The sequence below is a fragment of the Microcoleus sp. ARI1-B5 genome, from assembly GCF_036705795.1.
GTDB lineage: Bacteria > Cyanobacteriota > Cyanobacteriia > Cyanobacteriales > Microcoleaceae > Microcoleus.
In genome coordinates, this window is the sequence record NZ_JAUBVK010000005.1 from 335,813 (window position 1) to 360,078 (window position 24,266).

The 24,266-nt window shown below is 47.7% G+C and carries 13 protein-coding genes; 3 read left to right on the forward strand and 10 right to left on the reverse strand.

The annotated features are described in order from the left end of the window. Nucleotides 1-3,974: beta strand repeat-containing protein (locus tag QUB63_RS11170; RefSeq protein WP_332945136.1), on the reverse strand; the 3,974-nt coding region annotated here is incomplete at its 3' end. A 7-nt stretch (nucleotides 3,975-3,981) separates the two neighbouring features. Between QUB63_RS11170 and QUB63_RS11175 the strand changes: the two genes are divergently transcribed. Then, nucleotides 3,982-4,179, forward strand: a complete 198-nt coding sequence (locus tag QUB63_RS11175) for a hypothetical protein (RefSeq protein ID WP_332945138.1) — start codon at nucleotides 3,982-3,984, stop codon at nucleotides 4,177-4,179. A gap of 525 nt (nucleotides 4,180-4,704) precedes the next feature. On the opposite strand, the gene QUB63_RS11180 is transcribed toward QUB63_RS11175, so the two are convergent. The 5 genes from QUB63_RS11180 to QUB63_RS11200 form a co-directional block, all read right to left on the reverse strand. After that, on the reverse strand, nucleotides 4,705-4,932 hold the full coding sequence (locus QUB63_RS11180) for a response regulator transcription factor (RefSeq protein WP_332945140.1): 228 nt from the start codon (nucleotides 4,930-4,932) through the stop codon (nucleotides 4,705-4,707). Between the two features lie 30 nt (nucleotides 4,933-4,962). Beyond that, nucleotides 4,963-5,130, reverse strand: coding sequence for a hypothetical protein (locus tag QUB63_RS11185; RefSeq protein WP_332945141.1), 168 nt, complete (start codon nucleotides 5,128-5,130; stop codon nucleotides 4,963-4,965). A 208-nt stretch (nucleotides 5,131-5,338) separates the two neighbouring features. Beyond that, nucleotides 5,339-6,760, reverse strand: coding sequence for a type I secretion C-terminal target domain-containing protein (locus QUB63_RS11190; RefSeq protein ID WP_332945143.1), 1,422 nt, complete (start codon nucleotides 6,758-6,760; stop codon nucleotides 5,339-5,341). 155 nt (nucleotides 6,761-6,915) lie between these two features. Further along, complete coding sequence (locus QUB63_RS11195; protein WP_332945144.1) at nucleotides 6,916-7,608, reverse strand: response regulator transcription factor; 693 nt, start codon at nucleotides 7,606-7,608, stop codon at nucleotides 6,916-6,918. A gap of 366 nt (nucleotides 7,609-7,974) precedes the next feature. Then, a complete protein-coding gene (locus tag QUB63_RS11200; RefSeq protein WP_332945145.1) occupies nucleotides 7,975-8,997 on the reverse strand; it encodes an ATP-binding response regulator in 1,023 nt (340 codons plus the stop codon). A 443-nt stretch (nucleotides 8,998-9,440) separates the two neighbouring features. On the opposite strand from QUB63_RS11200, the gene QUB63_RS11205 reads away from it, so the two are divergent. Then, a complete protein-coding gene (locus QUB63_RS11205; RefSeq protein WP_332945147.1) occupies nucleotides 9,441-11,888 on the forward strand; it encodes a c-type heme family protein in 2,448 nt (815 codons plus the stop codon). 115 nt (nucleotides 11,889-12,003) lie between these two features. Here the strand turns inward: QUB63_RS11205 and QUB63_RS11210 are convergent, their stop codons facing one another. The 3 genes from QUB63_RS11210 to rpiA all read right to left on the reverse strand — a co-directional run bounded on the left by QUB63_RS11210 (nucleotide 12,004) and on the right by rpiA (nucleotide 15,043). Then, nucleotides 12,004-12,759 (reverse strand): Fe-Mn family superoxide dismutase, encoded by a 756-nt coding sequence (locus QUB63_RS11210; RefSeq protein WP_332945148.1) that lies wholly within the window; start codon nucleotides 12,757-12,759, stop codon nucleotides 12,004-12,006. 215 nt (nucleotides 12,760-12,974) lie between these two features. After that, a complete protein-coding gene (locus QUB63_RS11215; RefSeq protein ID WP_332945150.1) occupies nucleotides 12,975-14,156 on the reverse strand; it encodes an aldo/keto reductase in 1,182 nt (393 codons plus the stop codon). Nucleotides 14,157-14,326: 170 nt separating this feature from the next. Further along, nucleotides 14,327-15,043: a ribose-5-phosphate isomerase RpiA gene (gene rpiA / locus QUB63_RS11220; protein WP_332945151.1), complete on the reverse strand. Its 717-nt coding sequence runs from the start codon at nucleotides 15,041-15,043 to the stop codon at nucleotides 14,327-14,329. A 141-nt stretch (nucleotides 15,044-15,184) separates the two neighbouring features. On the opposite strand from rpiA, the gene QUB63_RS11225 reads away from it, so the two are divergent. Then, nucleotides 15,185-19,633, forward strand: a complete 4,449-nt coding sequence (locus tag QUB63_RS11225; RefSeq protein ID WP_332945152.1) for a tetratricopeptide repeat protein — start codon at nucleotides 15,185-15,187, stop codon at nucleotides 19,631-19,633. A gap of 505 nt (nucleotides 19,634-20,138) precedes the next feature. Here QUB63_RS11225 and QUB63_RS11230 read toward each other — a convergent pair. Further along, nucleotides 20,139-24,092, reverse strand: a complete 3,954-nt coding sequence (locus QUB63_RS11230) for a PAS domain S-box protein (protein ID WP_332945153.1) — start codon at nucleotides 24,090-24,092, stop codon at nucleotides 20,139-20,141. Nucleotides 24,093-24,266: the final 174 nt, after the last annotated feature.

Below are 24,266 nucleotides of genomic sequence, written 5' to 3' on the forward strand. Positions count from 1 at the left end.
GTCGGTATCGGAGATGGTGCCGGAGATGTGGTTGGAGTCGGTCTCGGAGATGGTGCCGGAGATGTGGTTGGAGTCGGTCTCGGAGATGGTGCCGCAGATGTGGTTGGAGTCGGTATCGGAGGTGCTGTCGGAAATGTGATTGGACTCGGTGTCGGAGATGTGGTTGGAGTCGGTCTCGGAGGTACTGTCGGCAATGCGATCGGACTCGGTGTCGGAGATGTGATTGGAGTCGGTTTCGGAGGTAGTGTCGGCAATGCGATCGGACTCGGTGTCGGAGATGGTGTCGGAGATGGTGTCGGAGATGGTATCCCGTTGTCAGGTTGCTGGTTGCCGATCGCCAATCCTTGAGAGAATTCGGAAGTATTGTTATTGTTGGTAGCAGTCGCGCTGATAATTTGACCGACGGATAAACCGCTGCCAAAGTTATAGGTGAAATTGGCGTTGCCGTTGCCATCAGTATTGACAGTAGTAGCACCGAGAAAGGTTTTACCCTCGCCGTGGTTAGTCGGATCGGGGCTGGGGTTAGAGAAGAATTCGACGCGGACGGTGGCGTTCGCGGTAGTGTTGAGAGTGCCTGCGATCGTCGTTTTGCTGCCATCGGAGTTGGCAAACGTCAATAGGGGGAAGTTTTGCAGGTTGTTAGCGCCCGTGTCGGCATCCCCCGTATCGTTAAGGGTGACTTTTGTTGTGCCGAGGTCGATGCCCAAGCCGGTATTGTTGAAAATCGAATTGTTGAAAATAGCGTTGCCCGTGCCGGATTTAACAGCAACTCCGGCTAATTTGTTGTGGGCGATCGTATTTCCTTGTCCGGCACCGATTCCGCCGATCGTATTGTTCGTCGCATACTCGATCGATACTCCGTTAGCGAGATTGCCCAAGGGGCTGACTCCATCTAGCTGCGTGCCGATATAATTTCCTTGCAGCAAGTTGTTAGCGACACCAATGCCAAAAATACTCACTCCATTGCCACCGTTGCCGGAAATCACGTTGCGTTGTGCTGTCGTACTTCCTCCGATCGTATTGTTGGTGGTAAGGTTGCCCCCCAGAAGTTGAATGGCTATACCATCTAAGCTATTACCCAGGGCGACTGTACCTGTCTTATCTGTACCTATAAAGTTGCCCTGCACTACGTTGTTATTGTTGCCAATCTTTAAGCCATACCGATCGTTGCCAGAGATAATGTTGCCATCGCTGACTGTATTTCCGAAACCATAAATCGTCACGCCATCTGAAGCATTACCCAAGTCTTTGGTATCGGTGACATCCGTGCCGATGTAGTTGCCCCGAATTGCATTGTTTGTAGCACGATCGCCAATGATGATGCCTGTATTATTGCCAGAAATCACATTGCGTTCCGCATTTGTAGTACCGCCGATCGTATTATCGGCAGCAGCTTGCTGGATGATTACTCCATAAAATCGATCGGGGGAAATACTGCTATTGATGGGGAAAATTGCCGTACCCGCTGCATTGGTGCCGATAAAGTTGCCTGCTACCGTTGTTAACTTGCCTGCGATCGCAATCCCGCTATTAGTGTTGCCAGAAATCACGTTGCGTTCGACAGCATCATTCAATCCGTCGCCGTTAGTGCCGATGCGATTCTGGATACCGGCTGAAGCATCGATAAAAATACCATCCCCATCGTTGCCGCGAATGATATTGCCAGTCAAGTCGGTGCCGATGTAATTGCCATAAATCCAGTTATTAGCTGCCCCGTTCGACAGCTTGATGCCAGCAGCCCAATTATCATCGGATTTAGCCGAAAAGCGATTAATCGCCAATCCTCGGACGATCGAAGTGTTTGCTTGAATGTCAAGTCCGATCGCCGAATTGGATGCTGCACCATTGAGTTCAATGCGCGGCGCACCCTGGAAACCGGGGCCGCCTTGACTCCAACCGTCGATCGTGACGGTATCTGTAATTGTCGGCAAAGCAGACGTAAGATTAATCGTCTGAGGATTGGTAAACGCAATGGGGATTGAGATCGGGAATGGGAACCGAGGAATCTGCAAGAAAGTGGGAATTTGGAATGCGATCGTATCTGCACCGGGATGAGCATTAGCATTGAGAATTGCCTGTCGCAGCGAACCATTTCCACTGTCATTGGTATTCGTCACCACAAAAGTCACTCCCACATCTGACAGGAGAGAAACGGTAGCAATGTTGCTGTTTGCTTTGCCGTCGCTGACACCATAGGTGAAGCTGTCACCGTTGATTTTTTTGGCACCGGGAGTATAAGTAATAAAGTCATCGTTCGGATTTTTCGGCGTGCCGTTGTTGTTCACCGCAGCCGTCCCCTGAGTAGGCTTCGTAATTAGGCTAATAGTTAAGGGGTTGCCATCGGGGTCGATGTCGTTGGCGAGAACGTTAATATTGACGGGAGTCTGAGTGTTCGCACGGACGATCGCACTATCATTGTCTGCTACGGGCGGCTGGTTGGCAGGAATTGTCACGTTGAGGCTGCCAAAAACATCGCCGTTGTCAGTAGCCGTCCCCGCAGCATTGCCCCCACTGCTGCCGCTGAAGGTAGGTAGAGTGTTAATCGCTGTCACCGTTGGAACCGCCTCCACCCCAGCCGCACTGGCAATATCGGGAGTCACGGCAAAAATTGCCCCGCCCTTTCCCTGACCATTTGCGCCTGACTGGCCGTTAGAACCAGCAGGGACAACACCGCCCAACCCACCGGTTGCCGTGTTATTCAGAAATCTGCTGTTGACCAGGGCGAGGGAACCACTGCGAATAAAAATTGCACCCCCCAGTCCAGCACCGCCTCCACCGCCGCCAAAATAATTACCGTTACCGCTGTTGTTGCCACCCAATCCGCCGTTACCGCCAAAGTTTCCCCCACTACCAGGAATGCCGCCAGAACCTGATTTGCTGCTGCCGCCACCGCCACCACCGCCGCCAAAGCCGCCGTTACCACCTACACCGCCAAAGTTTAAGGGACTCGCAGTTGCGTCACCTATAGCGCGACCGCCACCGCCACCCCCACCGCCAAAGCCACCCCTTCCACCTACACCGCCAGCCACACCAAAACCCCCACTGCCACCACCCCCAAAGTCGCCACCATTGCCACCAATACCACCAAAATTGCGACTGCTAAATCCACCGCCACCACCTCCACCGCCAACGCCGCCACGCCCACCTTCTTTACCCGCAAAATTGCTATTGGCACCCCCACCACCTCCACCGCCAATACCACCGCCCCGGCTACTATCATTGCTGCCATTGTCTGCTGGGTTGCCGCCAAAGATAGTGCCTGCGCCACTCCCACCATTTGCACGAATATCGCTGTTGTAACCGCCCTCCCCACTGAAGCCCCCGCCACCGCCCGCGGCATAAAGACTACTCGTCGCGCCATCGCCGCTAAAGCCGCCACCGCCACCGCCACCGCCAATACCATCGCCATCACTGCCACTGCCACCCTGACCGCCAAAGCCCCCACCGCCATTGTTGCCAAGGTTGCCCTTGCCACCAACTGCTTGGTTGTTTGAGAAGGTGACGTTATTGACGCTGACGGTACCGCCATTGATGAACAGCGCACCACCCATACCGCCGCCACCTCCACCGCCGTCGCCTCCCTTTCCCCGACCATTTGCCAGGGTGAGGTTCTGCAAATTAACCGTGCCTTGGTTGACGAAGAAGAGACGGACATCGCCATTGTCATTGCTGCCACTATTGTTGGCATCGCCGCTAATCGTTAGGTTATTCACCCCAGTGCCTTTGATGGTGAGGCTGTCGTTGATAATTAATTGTGATGAAAGGCCGATCGTCCTGGGTAAGGCAAAGAAATTTGGGTCGAAGGTAATTATATCTGCGCCGACTTGGGCATTAGCCTGTTTGATGGCATATCGCAGGGAACCTGGATCGGTGTCGTTGTCGTTGGCGTTGGTGACGGTGAAAGTAGCCATAATTTTTTCTAAATATATTTCGTTGATAGTCTGAAGATATCGATCGAACAAGATGTTCGGCATCTGACAAATGTCACGATCGCCCCATGACATTTGTCACGGGCGATCGCACAAGGGAAGAGTTTTTAGTAGATTGGCGATCGAGCGCTACACCATCGAAGTCGATCGCTTGAAAGTGAATTGCCAGTGCCTGTGCCTAACAAGCTCGCGATTTTCTCAACATTCATCAGATATTTCTAGAAACAGAGTTTTTATCCGGACAATGTGAAGTTTTGAGAAGTAAAATTTTGAGAACTTTTGTAGATTTTTATTGCAGCTTAAGCTATTATTCCTCAACTATCTATATTTAGGGTTTGAATTTCGACTGGGGGATTATTCATAATTTTTTACACCTATGTTGCTGACTCTCTTATCTAATTTTAGCAAAACTTTAAATCTTTGCTAGGTATTTATTTTAAGGTTTCATGCCTCCAAATCTAAAACCATTAAATTTGTCTGAATATCTGCGGAATCTGGGCTGTATGGTGCGTCAGTAGAGAGTTTCTGGATGACCTGAGAATTAAATCAGGCTGACGCACCCTACTATTTATTAGTGTGTGTAGGGTGCGTCAGTAGAAAGTTTCTGGATGACCTGAGAATTAAATCAGGCTGACGCACCCTACTATCTCAAAAACAGGTATAAATCCCCCACACGAGGGTCAGGATCGATTCCCAAATTTTAGATCGTAGTTCAAGTTCCCCGATCGATCTGTGGAGTAAATCTAAAATCTAAAATCTAAAATCTAAAATCGACCTATGAGTCCCAGAGCATATTTTCTTGCATCAACAGTGCAATCATCGCAGTTCTAGAACAAACACCGAGTTTGATAAAAATCCGCTTTACGTAAGTAGCCACCGTCCAGTGACTGATATTTAAATTTTTGGCAATAGATTTGTTGGGCAGACCTTGCGCTACTAATTGTGCGATCGCTCTTTCCCGCGGGCTCAGGCTGATTAGCGGTTTGTAAATGGTGCTTTGCATAGTTTTTCAGTGCAATGACGAGTTAAAAAATTAATCAATTAATGGTATAATCCCTAGTTTATCTCGGACTTCAGATAAGGGAGTTTCCCAATCAGATGCAACGTCCCAGTCAATTAGCCGAGCGGCTAATTTTCCATGTTTTAAACCTTTGATAATTTGCCCGATCGCGAAGAAGCCACTGAGCAATCCAACTAACACTCTTTTGCAATGAATTGGAAATATCGCACCAGGGTCGATCGGTCTGTAATATCGTGTCCGGTCAATTACCTGCGATCGATCCGGTTTGTAGTGAGGACTTTAGTCCTCAGATTCAGAGGACTAAAGTCCGATGCTGCGAACTAATTTTTGTGGCGACCGGACAGGATATAAACAATAGTTTTTTTGCGTTTTTAGAGCTATTCGGGATTTATTTGAGAAGGAGAAAATTTGTATTCAGGGGTGCGAGTTCAGGTGCGGGGGCAATACTCAGCGAAGCCGGCACTAGGAGATTTTTCCCGATTCCAAATTGCTGCGGTGCGATACCATTGACCGTGACGAGCGTTGTGAATCCAGCTTTTCCTTTCGTGCCATCGGAATCGATTTCCACTTGCGTATTGCCGCCGACTGAGGTCAGACGCAGATACCCTGCAGCAACTGGATCGGCAACGATCGCATCGAAACTCCCCAACAGATCTCGTAAATCCAACACATCGTTCCCATTGGTAAAATCGGTGATGGTATCCCCTGCATCTTTGAGGTGGGTGTAAACATAGCGATCGTCCCCATCACCGCCTGTCAACCAATCGCGACCCGTACCGCCTGTCAACAGATCGTCTCCAGAACCGCCTGAGAGGGTGTCATCACCACCCATACCGCTGAGAACCAGATTTTGGTCGCGGACACCCAGCTTATCGTTGCCCGTATTTGCCAGTCCGATCGCATTATTCAGGTCGTTTCCAATGCCTTCGCTAGCGTTACTATGGGGCATCAGGTATAGATTCTCGACATTAGCTCCCAACGTGTAGTTGACGCTAGCAAAAACTCTATCCGTGCCGCTTCCCGCTGCTTCGACAACAACATCGCCGCTCTCTTCCACCCAATAGTTGTCGTTGCCAATGCCGCCTACCATCGTATCGTTGCCGCTGTTCCCAACTAAATCGTCATCACCTGCATTGCCATAGAGAATATCGTCCCCTTCTTTCCCATAAAGAGCATTATCCAGCTCATTCCCGGAAATTTCGTTGTTGAGGCTGTTGCCTGCACCGATGATTCCTACAAATCCCAGGTTCAGGTTTTCAACGTTATCCCCTAGGGTGTAGGATTCAAGCGAGGTGAGAACCGTATCTTTGCCACCACCTACGGCTTCGATGACAACATCTCCAACGCTATCAACGAAGTAAATGTCATCGCCTTGACCCCCAGTCATCGTATCGTTGCCTGTTCCACCATAGAGTCCATCGTTACCAGCACCGCCTTGTAAGTTGTCGTTGCCTTCCCGACCATTGAGCCAGTCATTGCCATAGCCTCCAACCAGGGAGTTATTGAGCTCGTTGCCGTGGAGAGCATCGTTGCCCATAGAACCAATCAGGTTTTCGATGTCAATTAAAGTTTCCGTTTGAGAATCCCCTGGAAAACGCACAACACCATGTTTTAGATCGGCGAGGATGCCATCCCCATTTTCATTTATATAGAAAGCATAGGTAGCTGTATCGACACCATTGCCACCATTGAGCGTATCAAAGCCATAAAATCCATCTAGGAGATCGTCCCCGTCGCTACCGTTAATCAAATCGTCGCCCCATCCTCCTACGATCGTGTCGTTCAAAGCTGTACCATTAAAAGTTGCCATTGTTTTTACTCCTGAGTTCTTTGTTCTGTGGTTTGTACCGATAGCCTTAAGGTATCTAGCACCAGAGGCGTTCCACATCAGACAAATGTCACGATCGCCCCATGACAAATGTCACGGGCGATCGAACTCCATAGCAAATATTTATGAAATTGGTATTAGTCGATCGACTCAGAAGAACCAGAATTTTCCAACCAAGCAAGGAAGGAATTAGCAACGAGTGCAGCCTGAGTGCGATCGCGCAAATTCAATCGCGCCAGAATATGGGTAATGTGATTTCTGACCGTTCCTTCAGATAAAAATAAGGTTTGAGCAATTTCGCGATTGCTCGACCCCTTCGCAATTAACAGCAGCACTTCTCGTTCTCTAGATGTCAGTTCGGTCATACCCGGTGGCAGTTCGAGTTTGTTTGGTTTTGGCGCACTCACCTGCGCGACCATCTTTTCCAAAATGCCAGGACCAAACTGAGTGTAACCTTTATAAATACAGTGAATTGCCTCAATTAATTCTGCTGTAGGTGTATCCTTAAGGACATATCCCTTAGCTCCATAGCGAATCGCTTCGGCAATATATTGCGTGTCGTTAAATGTCGTCAGAATGAGAATTTTTGTCTCCGGATATTTCTGACAGATGTGTTGAGTTGCCTGTACCCCATCCATAATTGGCATCTGGATATCCATCAGCACGATATCGGGCGGTAAAAATTGGGTATGCAATACTTCGAGTTGTTGAATTGCCCGTTGTCCGTTGTCCGCTTCCCCGACGATTTGTAAATCGGGTTGAGTCTCCAACAACGCTTTTAAACCGCTGCGAATGAGTTCTCGATCTTCAACCAATAATATGCGAATCATAATAGTTGATAGTTGATAGTTGACAGTTGACAGTTGACAGTTGACAGTTGATAGTTGACAGTTAATAGTGCGAGCGTCCCCGCTCGCGAGCGTAGATAATTGATTGTTGAGAGTTATAATTTATATTATTTTCATTGACCTCGGAACGATCGAACCACAGAGGACGCAGAGAAAGCAGATAAAAAGGAGAGAAATTCATTATTCCGGTGTTATCGGATTTGATATTATTAGGAGTGCAGGTATCTGGTCTGCCTGTATTTTATAGCTCGCTTGCGGATTGCAACATTGATGCTCTCTATATTACCAATAACCAATTACCAATGGCTAATGATTAATGACTAATGACTAATGACTAATGACTAATGACTAATTACCCATTATTGGAAAATAAGCATTAATACAGCATCCCCGATCGCGCGCGCTGGCAATTTCCAAAGATCCGCCCAAAGCCGTCACCCGTTCCTGCATTCCCTGAAGACCAAAACCCGATCGACACTCACCCATTTGAAAGCCTTTACCATTATCCTGAAGCGTGAGGAAAATTCCGGCTGGATTCGATTCAATCTGAAGCTGTACCGCCGTTGCGGCTGCATACTTGCAGATATTAGTCAACCCCTCTTGCACGATCCGATAGAGGGCAATATTGACAGCTTGGGAAACCGATCGCCCAATCTCAATCTGACAGTTTGGTTGTACGCCTGTCGTTTGGTGAAATGATTGAATTAAATGCGCGATCGCCTCTGTCAATCCCTGCCCCTGCAACGGATCGTCCCGCATGGCCGATACCGATTGCCGCACGGCTTGCAGTGCCTCCGAACCGAGTTGTTTGGCTTTCACCAGAAACGGATACGCTCGATCGGGCTGTTCGTTCCACATCGTCAGTGCCGTTTCCACGTGCAGGTTGAGTGCTACCAGCGCGTGACCTAAAGAATCGTGAATATCGCGAGCAATCCGATTGCGTTCCTGCACGATCGCCATCTCTTCCACCTGCATTTGCAAGCGGCGAATCGTCAATTGATGCGCCACTCTGGCACAGACTTCTTCAACTTGAAAGGGTTTAGTAATGTAATCCACTCCACCCACCGCAAACGCTTTCACTTTATCGAATACTTCATGCAGCGCGCTGATAAAAATTACCGGGATATTCTGAGTTTGGGGATTGGCTTTCAAGCGCTGGCACACTTCATATCCATCCATTTCCGGCATCATGATGTCCAGCAAAATCAAATCGGCGGGTTGCGCTTGCACGCCTCTTAATGCCATTGCCCCACTCTTGACGATGCGAATGTCATAACCTTGCTGCGTCAGCATCTCGGACAGCAGGTGAAGATTTTCGAGGGTATCGTCTACGATAAGAATATCTGCACTTGGAGGTTGAGGGGTATTCATACAGTAATCCAGGTAATATCAGGTTCGATCGAGTGGGGGGGCGGGTTTATCTGACTTGTCGGCACGTTTTCGATCCTTGGCGAACCCGCCCCTACAGATTTCTACAGATTTATTGAAAATGCTGAAAGATATCAGATCGATATTCCCGCGTCCTCTAAATCAAACTTAATGTTAAATTACCTGTTTAACAAAAAACATATCGACCAAACAAATATCATCTTAGATACTCATCAATCTCAGAAACCGGGTTTCTGGCAAAGACTTTGCACAACAGCCGAGATTTTTCGCCTCCAAACCCGGTTTCTCGCTTACTTGTTGAGAATGTCAGAAAAAGATTTTGCACAACAGCGGAGATTTTTCGTGAGAAACCCGGTTTCTCCCTTGCTTGTTGAGAATGGTGGAAGATATCAATATAACCCGATCGAGGATGGAGATTGTCGATAATGCTTGGCAGACTAAAACTCGGATCGCAATTTATCTTCTTGCTTGCCCTAGTTTTTCTCGCAGGTATCCTGCTGAGTGGCATAACACTCTGGAGTACCCTGCAACGCGCAGCAGAAGAAGAGATTACTACGCGGGCAAGCATTTTGATGGAGACGATCGATTCTGCCCGGAACTACACGATCCATCACGTCAGTCCGCTGCTGCAAAATCGTCTCGACACCAAGTCCACCTTTTTGCCAGAAGCCATTCCTGCCTTTGCGGCGCGGGAAATTTTTGAACGATTTCGCGATTTGCCCGACTACCACGGCTTTTTCTACAAAGAAGCAGCCCCCAACCCCTCGAATATCCGCGATCGGGCCGATCGCTTTGAAACCGCACTCGTCGAACAGTTTCGCCGTCAGCCAGACCTTTCTGAACTTTCCGGCTATCGAAAAACCGCAGGCTCGACCTTATTTTACATCGCCCGACCCCTGGCGGTGAAAGAAGTTAGTTGCCTGCAATGTCACGGTAAGCCAGCCGATGCGCCCAAGGGTCAAATTGCCATCTACGGCGATCGCACGGGCTTTGGCTGGAAGTTAGATGAAGTGGTTGCCACCCAAACGATTTACGTTCCTGCTGATGAAGTTTTTGCCCACAGCCGCCGCAATATGGTGTCAATGATGAGCATTTTTACGGCTGTATTTGCGGTGGCGGTGTTGTCTATTAACAGGTTGTTGAAGCAGCGAGTGATTCAACCTCTCAAACAGCTTACTGCGATCGCCCATCGAGTCAGTACCAGCCCCATCACCGCAGCACAAGTGGGTGCATTTGACGCGCCGGAAATTTTCAAAGTGGCGCAGCGAGGCGACGAACCGGGACAACTCGCCCGCACGTTTCAGGATATGGCGCACGAAGTCAGCGCCCGCGAACGCAACCTCAGCCAAGCCGTCGAACAGCGCACGGCTCAATTGGCAGATAGCATGAAGGAAGCGGAGAAAGCTCAAGCCAAAGCCGAAGCGGCCGATCGGGCGAAGAGTCAGTTTTTGGCTAATATGAGTCACGAGTTGCGAACTCCACTCAACGCCATCCTCGGTTTTACTCAATTGATGTTGCGATCGCCAAGCGGTTCTGCCGGAGAAAGCAATACCCTCGCGCCGCAGACGCAACAGCGATATTTGGATACGATTAATCGCAGTGGGGAACATCTACTGGCGTTGATTAACAATGTCTTGGAAATGTCCAAGATCGAAGCGGGACGGATCGCATTTCAAGCAACGGATTTCGATCTCTTTGCCCTTCTAGATACGCTACAACAAATGCTCCGTTTGAAAGCCGAGTCGAAGGGTTTGCAACTGAAGTTTGAACGATCGAGCGATGTGCCTCAGTTCGTTCGCACCGATGAAGCTAAACTGCGTCAGGTGTTAATTAATTTGCTCGGTAATGCCATCAAGTTTACCCAAGCGGGAAGTGTCGCCCTGCGGGTGGAAAGAGGGGAGGAATGCAGGCTCCTCTTCACCGTAACAGACACGGGTGCCGGCATTGCGCCCTCGGAACGCGATCGCCTGTTCGATCCCTTTTTCCAAACAGCAACCGGATTGCAATCTCAAGAGGGAACGGGATTGGGATTGTCTATAAGCCGCAAGTTCGTACAACTCATGGGAGGCGAAATTGCTGTTGAGAGTAGCGTTGGCAAAGGCAGCATTTTCCGGTTTGAAATTCAAGTAGAATTTGTGGCGGATCGGGCGATCGAATCGCCAACACAAGCGCGAGCGATTGTCGGATTGGCTGCCGGACAAATTGCCTATCGAATTCTAGTTGTTGACGATAAACTGGAAAATCGCCAACTGTTGGCGGAATTATTAATCCCGATCGGATTTGAGGTGCAAACAGCTAATAACGGACAAGAGGCGATCGGGCTTTGGCAAAGTTGGCAACCCCATCTGATTTGGATGGATATTCGGATGCCTGTCATGGATGGATATGCTGCAACCCAGCAGATAAAAGCTAGCAGTCTGCCTTCTCCTATAATTATTGCCTTGACAGGTAGCGCCTTTGAAGAAGAGCGTCAAGTTGCTCTAGCGGCTGGGTTTGACGATTTCGTGCGAAAACCCTTTCGGACTGAAACTATCTTCGCCAAAATGGCAGAATATTTGGGTGTTTGCTATGTTTGTGCTGGCGGTAATGATGCCAAAGATAAGCCGAATGACTCTCTATCTTCTCGATCGCTCGCGAAGCAAATCTCTGAGAGTATCGCCCCGTCAGAGCTAACTCCTTCCGATCTGATGGTAATGCCAACGACTTGGATCGAGCAGTTACATCAAGCTGCGATTAAACTCAATAGCAAGCAAATTCGCCAGTTAATCGAGCAAATTCCGCAAGAGCATTCTCCTCTAAAAAATGCCCTGAACCAGTTAGTCGATCGTCTTTGTTATGAAGACATCATTGCTTTAAGCTGCCTGCCGATATAATTTCCTTGCAGGAAGTTGTTAGGAATAAGTAGTTATCAAGTAATATTTGTATGTTATAAATCGGAAAGTGTAGTTGCGCTGAAGCGAAAACAGCGCAACTACAAACAATCTGAAACTAACCGATCGCCTTTTCGTAGCGTTTGTTAATTTCCGCCCAATTAACAACATTCCACCAAGCTTTTAAGTAGTCCGCGCGCAAATTTTGGTATTTGAGATAATAAGCGTGTTCCCAAACATCGTTGCCCATAATTGGATAGTTACCATCAGCTAAAGGACTGTCTTGATTGGCAGTAGTTGTAATCTCAAGCTTGCCGGCTTTATTGCGGACTAGCCAAACCCAACCGCTGCCAAAACGCTTGGCGCCGGCATCGTTGAATTTTGCTTTAAAATCGTCAACACTGCCGAAACTTTGCTTAATTGCAGCGCCAATTGCCCCTGTGGGTTCGCCGCCGCCCTTGGGACTCATGATTTCCCAAAACATACTGTGATTCAGGTGTCCGCCGCCGTTATTGCGAACTGTTGTGCGAATATCTTCCGGTACTTTGCTCAAATCTCGCAGCATATTTTCAGCACTTACGTTTTTGAGAGCAGGGTATTTGCTGATAGCATCGTTGAGGTTTTTAACGTAGGCGGCGTGGTGTTTGTCGTGGTGAAATTGCATTGTCCGCGCGTCGATGTGCGGTTCTAAAGCGTTGTATTCGTAAGGCAGAGGCGGCAGTGTAAAAGGCCCGGGAGTTTGAGCTATTTTTGGGCTTTCTGCAATTGCAGTTGCTTGCGGTACATTATTTCCTGACGCTTGGCAAGCACCTGCGGTAATAGCTCCGACGCTGGCCGTTAGCATATACAAGAAATCTCGGCGTTTGAGTGTCATAAAAGATACCTAAGTGAATTATTAACTGTTTTATCTCAGATTAAAGCAAAATGGGAGCGAGTTTAGAAAAAAAGTTTTATCGCCCGAATGGGTGAGACGGATGGGCGAGGTTGGTGACAACACTTCAAGCATACGCTAATTAGGTGCGTGTAAATAAGTCTCAGGTGCTCCGGCTCGCAAACCCGGTTTCTGTCTCGAAACCGGGTTTTTTTAGGTTATTCTTGGGATAAGCGCTGCACGGCTTCGCCTCCAAAAAGCCGATCGGCTGCTTGCAATATACTAGGAATTTTCGCAGCGTGGGGGCTGTGGGCGAGACAGCGGCGCAAGTCTAATTCGTCGAGGCGATCGGCTTTTTGGCCGGGAAACCAGTGGCTGGCGTTACCTAAGAGGTTGTAGCGCATCTTGCAATAGTCGATCGTATCGTAAGCATTCGCCAAATTCCACAGCCACAAAATCACTCGAATGTTAACACATCCGGGAGTATTTTCTATAGTTGGCAAACCGAAGTCCCAAGTCTTAAACCAATCTTCTCCTAATTTATCAATTGCTGCCTTTTCCAACCTTGCTAATATCGGCGGCAAAATTTCATCAGCTCTATCTAACAATTCTACAGCTTTCAAATGCTCGTTAAAATCTTCAGGTTTTGCTGCACCCAAACTCAAAGTATGTACTTGCGGGTGCGACAAACAAAATAAATCGTTAAACACCATCGGACTCAGCGGATAGCACAAATCTACCAACTTTTGGGGCGGGTTGTAAAGTTGACCGCCTTTGTCGGAAGGACTGATAATAAAAACGCCCATGTCGTGACGTTTAGCTGCTTCAATTGCCGGCCAATTAATTTGATTGATGTAGTACCAGTGCAAGTTAAGATAATCAAATTGATTGGTTTCAATTGTTTTGACAATCACATCCGTCGGGCCGTGAGTTGAAAAACCAATAAACCGAACTTTGCCTTCTGCTTGCAACTTTTTCGCCACATCCAAGCAGCCGCCCGGGCGCATAGAATCCTCTAGCAATTCCCAGGTATTAATGCCGTGTATGGAAAATAAATCGACGTATTCTAGCTGTAAATAAGCTAAGGATTTATCAAATTCTTCGCGAAATGCCTCGGAGTTGGCTTGAGGACAAACTTTCGTTTGAACTATCAAGTTTTCGCGGGGAAAATTCGGCAAAATCCACCCCAACTGCATCTCAGAAGTGCCGTAACCGCGAGCAGTTTCTATGTGATTGATGCCGCATTCGATTGAGTAGCGAATTGTCGATTCTAGATTTTGTTGATTGTCTGGTGGAATTTCATTTGCTGGCACGTCTTGCCATTTGTGGTGATATCTCATGCCGCCGCAGGAAAAGACGGGCATGGATAATTCTGTGCGGCCGAATCTGCGATATTGCATTATAAAGAGTTGACAGTTGACAGTTGACAGTTGACAGTTGAGAGACGCACCCTACAAGTTAACATTTTTCCGAAGCTCACTTCTTTGAAAACCGCTATATTCGTTTTTACAAGAACAGGCAAGATGCCTGTTCCACAAAGAGTTTTTTACAACCTATGAGTAAGTCCTGACTATTTAGAAATCTCCCGGACTACGGGTTTGCCGTCCTTAATTTCGCCAACCAAAACCAAATCTGTACAGTTGACAAACAAGCCATTTTCTAACACGCCGGGAATGTTATTCAAAGTTTTTTCTAATTCCCCAGGGTTGTCAAGGTTATCAAATTGAACATCTATTACCATATTACCTTGGTCGGTAATGACTGGGCCGGCTTTTTTGATTCCCATGCGGAGTTCTGGTTTGCCGCCCAATTTTTCGATGGCGCGAGTAACGGGGGTAATTGCCATCGGTATAACTTCGATGGGCACGCGAAAAGTTGAACCCAATTTATCTACCATTTTGGAACTGTCAACTACTACAATAAACTGAGCAGCGAGGTAATCTACTACTTTTTCGCGGGTGTGGGCGGCGCCGCCACCTTTAATTAAGTTGAGGTGGGGATCTACTTCGTCAGCGCCGTCAATAGCTACGTCAATTCTGTCAATTTCGTCGAGAGTTGTCAGCGGCACTCCGTACTGTTTGGCTAATACTTCTGATTGAAAGGATGTCGGCACTCCTTTGATATCTTTGAGTTCACCTGATTTTATGCGATCGCCCAACGCTTGAATAGTATAAGCTGTAGTTGACCCCGTGCCGAGTCCGACAATCATACCTGATTTTACGCGATCGGCAGCAGCAAAGCCGACTTGCTGTTTCATCAATTTTACGGGGTCTTGTTCTGTGGTCATGTTAGATACTCCTCAATTGTTTTAAGATTATACCACAGTCATTGGGCATTGGCCTGCGCAGGGCATTGGGCATTGGCAACCCCAAGCGAGTAACAAATAACAAATAACAAATAACAAATAACAAATCACTTCTTCCTTGCAATGAAAATCGGATTTCTCGATACCTACACTTGGGATTACAACATTGAAACTCCTTACCGCGAACCTTTGGGCGGCACTCAGTCGGCTATTTGTTACTTGGCTGAGGCGCTGGCAGCCCTGGGAAACGAGGTATTTTTACTCAACAATACTTCGGAGTCGGGGATGTCGCGCGGTGTTGATTGCAGGCGGCGGGTAGCGGACAATGCTAATTTAGAATTGCTGCGATCGCTCGATTTTTTGGTTATAGTCAATATAGTCGGTAAAGCGCTCGAAATCAAGCCGCTTTTGGGGGAATATACTAAATTAATTTTGTGGATTCATAACGAACCTAGCTTTGTATTCCTCCAAGATTTCAATAACCAGCAAGAAATTAATGCTGGCGATGCCTTTGTTTTTGTCAGCGACTGGCAGCGCGAACAATTTCACCGGCGTTTTGAGATTGACTTTAATCGCAGTTGTGTTTTAAGAAATGCGATCGCACCTTGTTTTGCTAACATTTTTCCAGATAATATTTCTATCCATTCTCAAAAATCTCGACCGCCAATTCTAGCTTACACCAGCACTCCGTTTCGCGGACTCGATATTTTATTAAAAGTCTTTCCCGAAATTCGTCAAGCTGTCCCCGGAACCAGATTAAAAGTATTTTCTAGCATGAAAGTACACCAAATTGACGGCAATGCTGACGATATTTTATTCGGTGAACTTTACGAAGAGTGTCAGGCAATAGAAGGCGTCGAGTATGTCGGTTCTGTACCGCAACCCGAACTCGTCCGGCAAATGCGTTCAGTCGCGGTTTTAGCTTACCCGAATAGCTATTCGGAAACGTCATCTATTGCGGTGATGGAGGCGATGGCCTGCGGTTGCCGGATTGTGACGAGTGATTTGGCAGCTTTGCCGGAAACAACTGCGGGATTTGCGCGTCTAGTTTCCATGTCAGTAGTGGAAAATTTGGCATCGGTAACTGATTGGAAGCGTGCAGGCACACCGGATTGGGAGGGATATACAAGGCGGTTTTTAGATGCGACAGTCGAAGTTTTAAAAGAGTTTACGGGTGCGGGCGGTGCAATTGCTGAAACTCATCTGAGACAGCAGGTAGAATATATCAATCGAGGCTGTACTTGGTCTGTGCGAGCCCGAGAGTGGGTAGAATGGTTGAATAGTATTAGTGTAAAACCTGTAAGAGTGGCAGAGCAAATGATCCAAGAGTTTTTGGTGGATTTAGAATCAGCTAAAACATATTTTGTCAAGGGAAATCGCCTGAAAGATACAGGATATCTCGGTGGCGCCATCGAGAATTATCAGAAAGCTTTAGAGTGCAATCCCAAAGATGCGGAAGTTCATAAAAAGTTGGCGGAGGTTTATGTTTTGCAAGGAGAATTTGCAAGGGCGATCGCCCAATGCAACCTCGCAATCAAATTCCAACCGAATTTTGCTCCCGCTTACCTGACAGCGGGCAATGCCCTGCACGGCCAAAACCAGCTAGAAATGGCAATTACAGCTTATTTGCAAGCTTTAAAACTTCAGCCGGATTTAGCAGAAGCCAGCGCGAATCTCGGCAGTATGTATTACAAGTTAGGGGAATTGGCACAGGCGGTAAATTATTACCAAAAAGCTCTTGCTATTAATCCCGGTTTGTGCTCGGTGAATTTGATGCTAGCCAGCGTTTTGCAGCAGCAAGGAAAGTTAGATGCAGCAATTGCTTGCTGTCAAAAAGTGCTGCAACTGCAACCGGAAAATGCCAGCGCTGCTGAGAAACTATCGAGTTTAACCGCACAAAAACAGCAAGAAACTACCGATAGCAAATTTCTCGCATTAGAAACAGAATCTGACGAGCAACAACCAGTATCTGTCAACAAAGATGAAGGCTATGGATTGCAGCCTTCCAGCATCAATTTGCCGCCAGGGCCCACTCCTGAAAATTTAAATACTCCGTTTACCAACCCCGCTGAAGTTTCCGAACAAGTTACCTCGCTGAATGTTCCAGATAGCACACAAGTTGCCAATTTTCAAGAAGTTGAACCGTACAAAAAACTGGCTGAAAACTTTTTAGTTAAAGGTAAAATTAAAGAGGCGATCGCAGCGTGCCACCAAGCCATCAAAATTAGACCTGATTACACCCACGCTTACGTAACTTTAGGCAATGCTTTGCAAGCGGTAGGCAAAATTGAAGCAGCTATTCGATCGTATTCTCAAGCCCTAGAATTGCAACCAAATTTTGCCGAAGTGCGCGCCAATATCGGCAGTATGTATTTCAAAATGGGGCGTTTGTCCGAGGCGATCGCCCATTACCAGCAAGCCATCGTCCTGAGTCCAAATTTAGCGGGCGCTCACTGGAATTTAGGGAAAGTATATCACAAACACGGCAACGTCGAAGCAGCGATCGCCTGTTTTCAGAGAACATCCGAACTCAACCCGCAGCTTGTCGGCGCCGACTTCCACTTCAACCTAGCCAACCGGCTTTTCACTCAAGGCAAGCGATCCGAAGCCATTGAAAGCTACGAAAAAGCGATCGCCATTAAACCGGATTGGGCAGAAGCCTATGCTAACATCGCCAGCGCGCGATCGCAACAAGGCAATCTCGATGCCGCTATCGCTTCCTACCAGAAAGCCGTAGCTTTAAAGCCGGAATTAGAAGTGCTGCACTTCAATTTAGCCAATTCTTTTATGCAGCAGTACAAGTACGAAGAAGCGATTGCTAATTACCAAAATACTCTGAAAATTAAGCCAGATTGGCCGGAAGTTCACGCGAACCTCGGCAGTTGTTTTTCCATGCAGGGGCGGCTGGAAGAAGCTTTAGCCAGCTATCAGCAAGCTTTGGCGTTAAAACCGGATTGGGCAGAGGTTTACTGCCGGATGGGACACATTCAGAAGCAAGATAAGCCGTTGGATGCGATCGCATCTTTTGAAAAGGCGATCGAATGCAACCCCGAATACAGCGAAGCCCACCAACAACTGTGCGACTTGCTAAGCCACTCCACCAACCTCGCCAGAGCCCGCAGCGTCGCCGACAAATACTGCGAATTCTGCGGCGAAAATGCCCCAGTCATGTCAGCCACAGCCTACGTTTTTTCCTACCTGCAATCAGGAGTCAGCCAACAGGCAATTCAGAAACTCGAAGAAATCGAAAAACTCTGCTACGAAAAAGTCGAAACCTTTAGCGTCATCGAACTCAAACTGCTTTACGAAATCTTTTTGTTTGCAGTTTCCCACCTGCGAGACAACCGCGAAAAAAATGCCAGTTTTTACCGACTAATTGCCAAAGAATACTACCAAAAAGCCGTCCCGCAGCGGCAGCAAATCAACAGAATCAAACCCGCAAATTACCGCACAAAACAACAGCCTTTAAAAATTGGCTTCCTTTCCAAACACTTCCGCCGCCACTCAGTAGGTTGGTGCAGCGAAGCCTTAATTCGCGAATTAAGCCGCATCACCCCCCACGTTCACCTTTACGTCACCGGCAAACTCAACCGAGATGAAGTTACGCAGCGGTTTGAAGAAATGGCGGGCAAGTTTTACTCGCCCAAAAAATATCCCAACGGCTTTGCTGACGGCGGCGAAATCCTCGCCGAAGTAGTGCAAGACGATTTGGATGTTTTAATAGATTTAGACTCGATGACAGTGCCGACAAATGTCGAAGTTCTGCACTCATATCCGGCGGGAATTTGCGTTTCTTGGCTGGGATTCGATGCGCCCTACATTTCGGACAATCACTACTTTCTGTGCGACGAACACACTCACCCCCCAGGCGTCGAAAAAAATTACTTAGAACAGTTAGTGAGATTGCCTAGTTGTTCCGTAGCAATTGGCGAACTGCAAAGCATTCCCGTGAATCGAGAGGCGATTAGAAATGCCCTCGGAATTGGCTTGGATCAAATGGCTTATCTATGTGTGGCTCCGGGTCGGAAAACTAATCCTGAAATGGTGCAAGCTCAAGTTAAAATACTTAAGGAAGTACCAGATAGTATGTTGATTCGCAAAGGTCAAGGCGACACCGATGTTATTCACAGCACTTACCGCGAAGAATGCGATATTCAGGGAGTAGATTTTGCTCGGATTAAGTTTATCGGGCAAACCAGAAGTGAGGAAGAGCACCGCGCTATTTATTATGTAGCTGACGTGCTGTTAGATTCCTATCCTTACAACGGCGGGACGCACAATTTAGAGGCTTTGTGGGCGAATTTGCCAGTAGTAACTAGATCCGGCGACCAATATCTTTCGCGGATGGGTTACGCTTTTCTCAAAAGTGCAAATCTCGATGTCGGTGCGGCTTGGAGTTGGGAGGAATACACGCAGTGGGGAGTTAAGTTTGGGCGCGATGCTGGCTTGAGAAATGCGGTGAAACAGCATTTGATAAAATCTAAGCAGCCCGAACATCTCGCGCCTTTGTGGAATCCTAAAAAGTTGGCCCAGGATATGTATGAGGTGTTTCAAAAACTGTTAGCTAAATAGGTTAGTCTGTTGACAGTTGACAGTTGACAGTTGACAGTAGTCATTAGTCATTAGTCATTAGTTGTGAACTCTTTTGGGCCTTCTCTTTCTATCTTCTCTTCCTCTGTGCCCTCTGCGCCCTCTGCGGTTCAAAAAAATATCTGAAAAGGCATCTGCGTTTATCTGCGTTTATCTGCCTTTATCTGCGGTTTCCCTATCAATCAAAAATCAGGGCGAGAAACCCGGTTTCTACGATATTTTGGGTTTAGTAACGAGAAATGTATGAAGAAACCGGGTTTCTAAGGTCAGCGCGCGTCCAAGACTACATTTTTACCCAGCTCCCGGTAAAGTTTTGTAACAAAATCGGTGAAAATGCGGAAAAATTCCGCGCGGAGTCTGATAAATAAATGCTGATTCATAGTACCGCGATCGCCCTAACCTTATGCCGGTTGGGCGATCTTTTTTAGTAAGCTAATGACTGCGGTCAACTGACAACTGTCAACTGTCAACTGTCAACTGTCAACTGTTAACTCTCAACTCGATCGCGCCCGCCAGACTTAGCCCGATACAGCGCCTTATCAGCAGCTTCAATCAGCATCTTCGGCGAATTTTGATTTTCAGCAATCGTCGCCACCCCCATGCTGAGAGTCACGCAATCGGTGACAACAGACTTGAGGTGGGGAATTGCTAGGGCTTTGACGCGCCGGCGGATTCCCTCAGCAAAAGCCTGTGCAGTCGCGAGATCCGTATTTGGCAAAATTACCCCAAATTCCTCGCCGCCGTACCTAGCAGCTAAATAAAGGCGTTCTGCGGGTGCGTTGGCGCAAGCATCCCCGATCGCCCGCGCCACTTGCTGCAAACAAGCATCCCCGGCTTGGTGGCCGTAATTGTCGTTGTAAAGTTTAAAACAGTCAATGTCGCACATAATCAAAGATAGCGGTTCCGAACTGCTCGAGTGTTCCCATTCCCGGTTGAGCACCTCGTCAAACCGGCGGCGGTTAGCTAGCTGAGTCAGACTGTCCAAATTCGCCAATCCGTCCAACCGCTGGTTGGCTGCTGCTAGCTGCTGGTAAAGTAAAGATTGTTCGATCGCGATCGCCACTTGAGTAGCCAACTGACTCAGCAAATCCATGTCAAACTGCTGCCACTCGCGGGGTGCCGAACAGTGGTGAGCAATCAGCAAACCCCACAGCTTCGGCACTTGACAAGAAGGATTGCCGTCGCGGTGTTCGATTCCCTGCTGCACGATGGGCACGACTAAATTCGCCTTCACCTGACACTGGGCCAAAAAATTGACGTGACACTCGGCCAAATTAGAAGCCTGAATGTCCTCCACCGATCGAATTCTGCCCTTCAAATACTGTCCCACATAAGTATTAGCAAAACAGCAATCCTCGATCGCCATCCCCATCAGCGGCATCCACCCTTCCCCAACCGACTCCACCACCACATCCCCGTTCCAATCTGGCCGGAAGCGGAAAATAATCACGCGATCCGTTGCCAAAAACTCCCGCACGGACGCTACTGTAGTGTTGAGAATATCTTTGATATCCAGAGAAGAACGGATGCGCGATTGAATCTGCGCGATCAGGCGTTCCCGCTCAACTTGCTGCCGCAGCGCGACTTGCACCTGCTTGCTTTCAGTAATATCTCGACCTTCCGGCAGCAGCAAGACAATTTTACCAGTTTCGTCTGCCACCGGTTTGAGAGAAAAATCGATAGTTGCCGTCCGATTTGCACCTTGAACTTCCACTTCATAGCGGACAAATTCACCTTTTGCCGATCGACAAATCGCCTCTTGCAACTGTTCCCGAACTTCCGGAGAAACTCCCCACCAAGGCAAGAGCCAAAACGGTCGGTTTGCCACATCCCGCAGCTTAATTCCCGCAAAATCCAGAGAAGTTTGGTTAGCTTCCAGCAGAGTGCCGTCCGGTTTCAACAAGCTGACAAATTGGAAAGAAGAATCAAAAATTGCCCGAAAGCGCCGTTGAGAATCTCCCAACATTGCCGTCACCTTTTCGCGAGAAGTAATATCGCGGAAGCGCCACACCCTGCCAATAATATTTTGTCCGACTCGAATCGGCTGCGTGTAGCGTTCAAAAGTCCGGCCGTCTTTAAAATCGAGAATATCGCAGCCGTTTGACTCCGCATCGCTATAAATTTCTTTAACTCTCTGTAAAAAAGCCCTCGGATCTTTAACGTGCTTGGTGAGAAATGTCAGCCTCACCGTTCTATCCATTGAGTTTCTAACTTCTTCATGAATTCCCCACATTTGGACTAACTTTTCGTTAAAACTAATCAGTTCTCCGGCCGTAGTAACGGCGAGAATGCCGTCTGCCGTTGCTTCCAGGGTAGCGTGCAACAAAGAGCGCGATCGTTCTAATTCTGCTGCTATTAATTTGCGTTCCGTGAGGTTTCGCACTGCTTTCACCTGCACCAAACGACCTTCGCGAACCACGAATTTGCTGCGCACGTCAGCAGGAAAAGCAGTTCCGTCCCGCCTGAGAAAAATAGTTTCACAGACGGTATTGTTAGCTGCGGAAATCATTTGCGGCGCCACTTTGTAAGATTTTGGCGACAGCAGTTCCAGCAAACTCATTCCCGCCATTTCCGCAGGTTCGTAACCGAACAGTTCGGCAAAATCGGTGCTGACGCTCAAAATTGTGTCGCGGTCAGCGACAGCAACCGCCTCAAAATAAGCTTCGCATTCGAGCAAGCGCGCTGCTGCTGTGCTGCTGCCATTTTCGTCCAAATAGCTGTTATTCATGAGCTGTTGCATTTGCGTATTTGCCGAGTACAAAGCTGCCATTGCCTGTCGGTACATAGCAGTGCGTTTCTCGAGTTTTTCGGCGAGGCGATCGCGATATTCTCGCAGTTCTCTTTCGACTCTAATCAAATCAGTAATATCTACGGCAAACACGATCACACCTGCCACTTGACCTGATTCATCGCGGCAAGGTATTTTATCTGTCCGCACCCAGCATTTTTGACCGGAGACATTCGGCAGCAGTTCGACTTTTCCCAGTTTGGGAACGCCGGAATTGATTACTTCCAAATCTTCTAAATAATATTGCTCTGCTTCGTCTGGATAGATTTCATAAAATGATTTTCCTTCTAGTTGATTTGCGGGCAAACCTCTCGATGCAGCGGCGGCTTGATTAATTCGCAGCAGGCGGCTTTCCGTATCTTTGTACCAAATCATCGCCGGCAGGGAATCAAAAATAATTTGCTGTTCTTGGTGCTGCCGGCGCATTTCTGCTTCTACTTGTTTTCTTTTGATTATTTCTTGTTTCAGTCTTTTGTTGGCTTTTTTGAGTTCGGCAGTGCGTCTTTCTACTCTTTCTTCTAGTTGGTCGTAGTATTGGCTCAGCAAGTTTTGCTGCTGTTCGCGCCGCATTGCTTCTAATTTTAAGCTTTCGCTAGCTGACAAACTTGACGATACAAATTCTGCTAATATTTTGGTTAATTCGTGTTCTTCTTCCGTCCATTCGCTGCCGGAACCCAGGCGTTCGGCGCTGACTATTCCCAACATTTGACCTGCCAGCACAATCGGTACGTTTAACAGGGAAGTCGTACCCCGACCTGCAAAATAAAGACCAGCAAGTTCTCGCGTTCTCGGGTCATTTTCTGCTGCCACCGCTGCGATGGATTTGGCCGATTTTAAGGCTTGAAAATATGCCGGACAGTCGGCTGCTGTGATGATTATTTGTACGGAATGGAGTTTCGTATTTTGTTCGTAAAAGTCGATGCAGTGAAGCTGCGTTTTGTCTTCGCCGTACAACCAAATGCTGGCTCGATCGCACTTAACAATACTGACAGCGGTTTCTGTTACTTCGCGGATGAAGTCTCCTATATTGTTGCGTTCTTTAATTTGACTTTTGGCTAATTTTGCGATCGCCAAAGTTGGATGGCGCCAATTTTCCTGACACTGGGGCGGCTTGGATACCGCTGCTACCGACGAAGCGGCCTTAATTTCTTCGCAAACTAACAAGACAGCCGGCCGTTGGAAATTGGCAATTGAGCTACCGTCGCTATTTTCCTCTATTTTCCAGTCTACAGCAGGCAAAGCCTGCGCGGTTGCTTTTACCCAGATAATCCTGCCGTCTTTGCGAGTCAAGTAGCCTTCCCAACAGGCAACTTTTGGAGTTGAGGTACCGTTTTTCGGGTGTGCCAATCCCGCAAATTCCGCCTGCATTTTCTCTCGATCTTGGCAGTAAAATATGTTAAAAATTGAATGACAGATTAATTCCTGCGACCTGTAGGCGAGGCGAGACTCGCCGTATTGATTGAGTGAAAAAACTCTTCCCAAAGCGTCTACAACGAAGTAAATGCCCGGAAAATTGTCGTAGAGAGTTCGATACCAATCCTGTTCGACTTGTTTGTTGGACGAAACTTTCGTGACCGCGAAATCGTCGCCCATGTCGGTCAAGTGAGAATTGTTGGTTTCTGGGTTGCTTGAATGACTTTTTTTAGCAAACACTTTTAGCTTAACTCGACTGTAATTAATTTTACTTTCTGGAATTTAACTTTTTTGTGAAACTAAATTTAACCTGTTGTTTGAAAAAAGTTACAATTTGTAACAAAATTACAGCTAGTCCAGCACGCTGGTTTTCGCTTCCCTTGCAACCCCTGTGTTTGTTTTTATAGCAGAAGG

Excerpts from the sequence above, each read along its gene's own strand:
- QUB63_RS11175 (WP_332945138.1), top strand. The coding sequence starts at position 3,982 with ATGTCACGATCGCCCCATGACATTTGTCACGGGCGATCGCACAAGGGA.
- QUB63_RS11180 (WP_332945140.1), bottom strand. The coding sequence starts at position 4,932 with ATGCAAAGCACCATTTACAAACCGCTAATCAGCCTGAGCCCGCGGGAA.
- QUB63_RS11190 (WP_332945143.1), bottom strand. The coding sequence starts at position 6,760 with ATGGCAACTTTTAATGGTACAGCTTTGAACGACACGATCGTAGGAGGA.
- QUB63_RS11195 (WP_332945144.1), bottom strand. The coding sequence starts at position 7,608 with ATGATTCGCATATTATTGGTTGAAGATCGAGAACTCATTCGCAGCGGT.
- QUB63_RS11200 (WP_332945145.1), bottom strand. The coding sequence starts at position 8,997 with ATGAATACCCCTCAACCTCCAAGTGCAGATATTCTTATCGTAGACGAT.
- QUB63_RS11205 (WP_332945147.1), top strand. The coding sequence starts at position 9,441 with ATGCTTGGCAGACTAAAACTCGGATCGCAATTTATCTTCTTGCTTGCC.
- QUB63_RS11210 (WP_332945148.1), bottom strand. The coding sequence starts at position 12,759 with ATGACACTCAAACGCCGAGATTTCTTGTATATGCTAACGGCCAGCGTC.
- QUB63_RS11215 (WP_332945150.1), bottom strand. The coding sequence starts at position 14,156 with ATGCAATATCGCAGATTCGGCCGCACAGAATTATCCATGCCCGTCTTT.
- rpiA (WP_332945151.1), bottom strand. The coding sequence starts at position 15,043 with ATGACCACAGAACAAGACCCCGTAAAATTGATGAAACAGCAAGTCGGC.
- QUB63_RS11225 (WP_332945152.1), top strand. The coding sequence starts at position 15,185 with ATGAAAATCGGATTTCTCGATACCTACACTTGGGATTACAACATTGAA.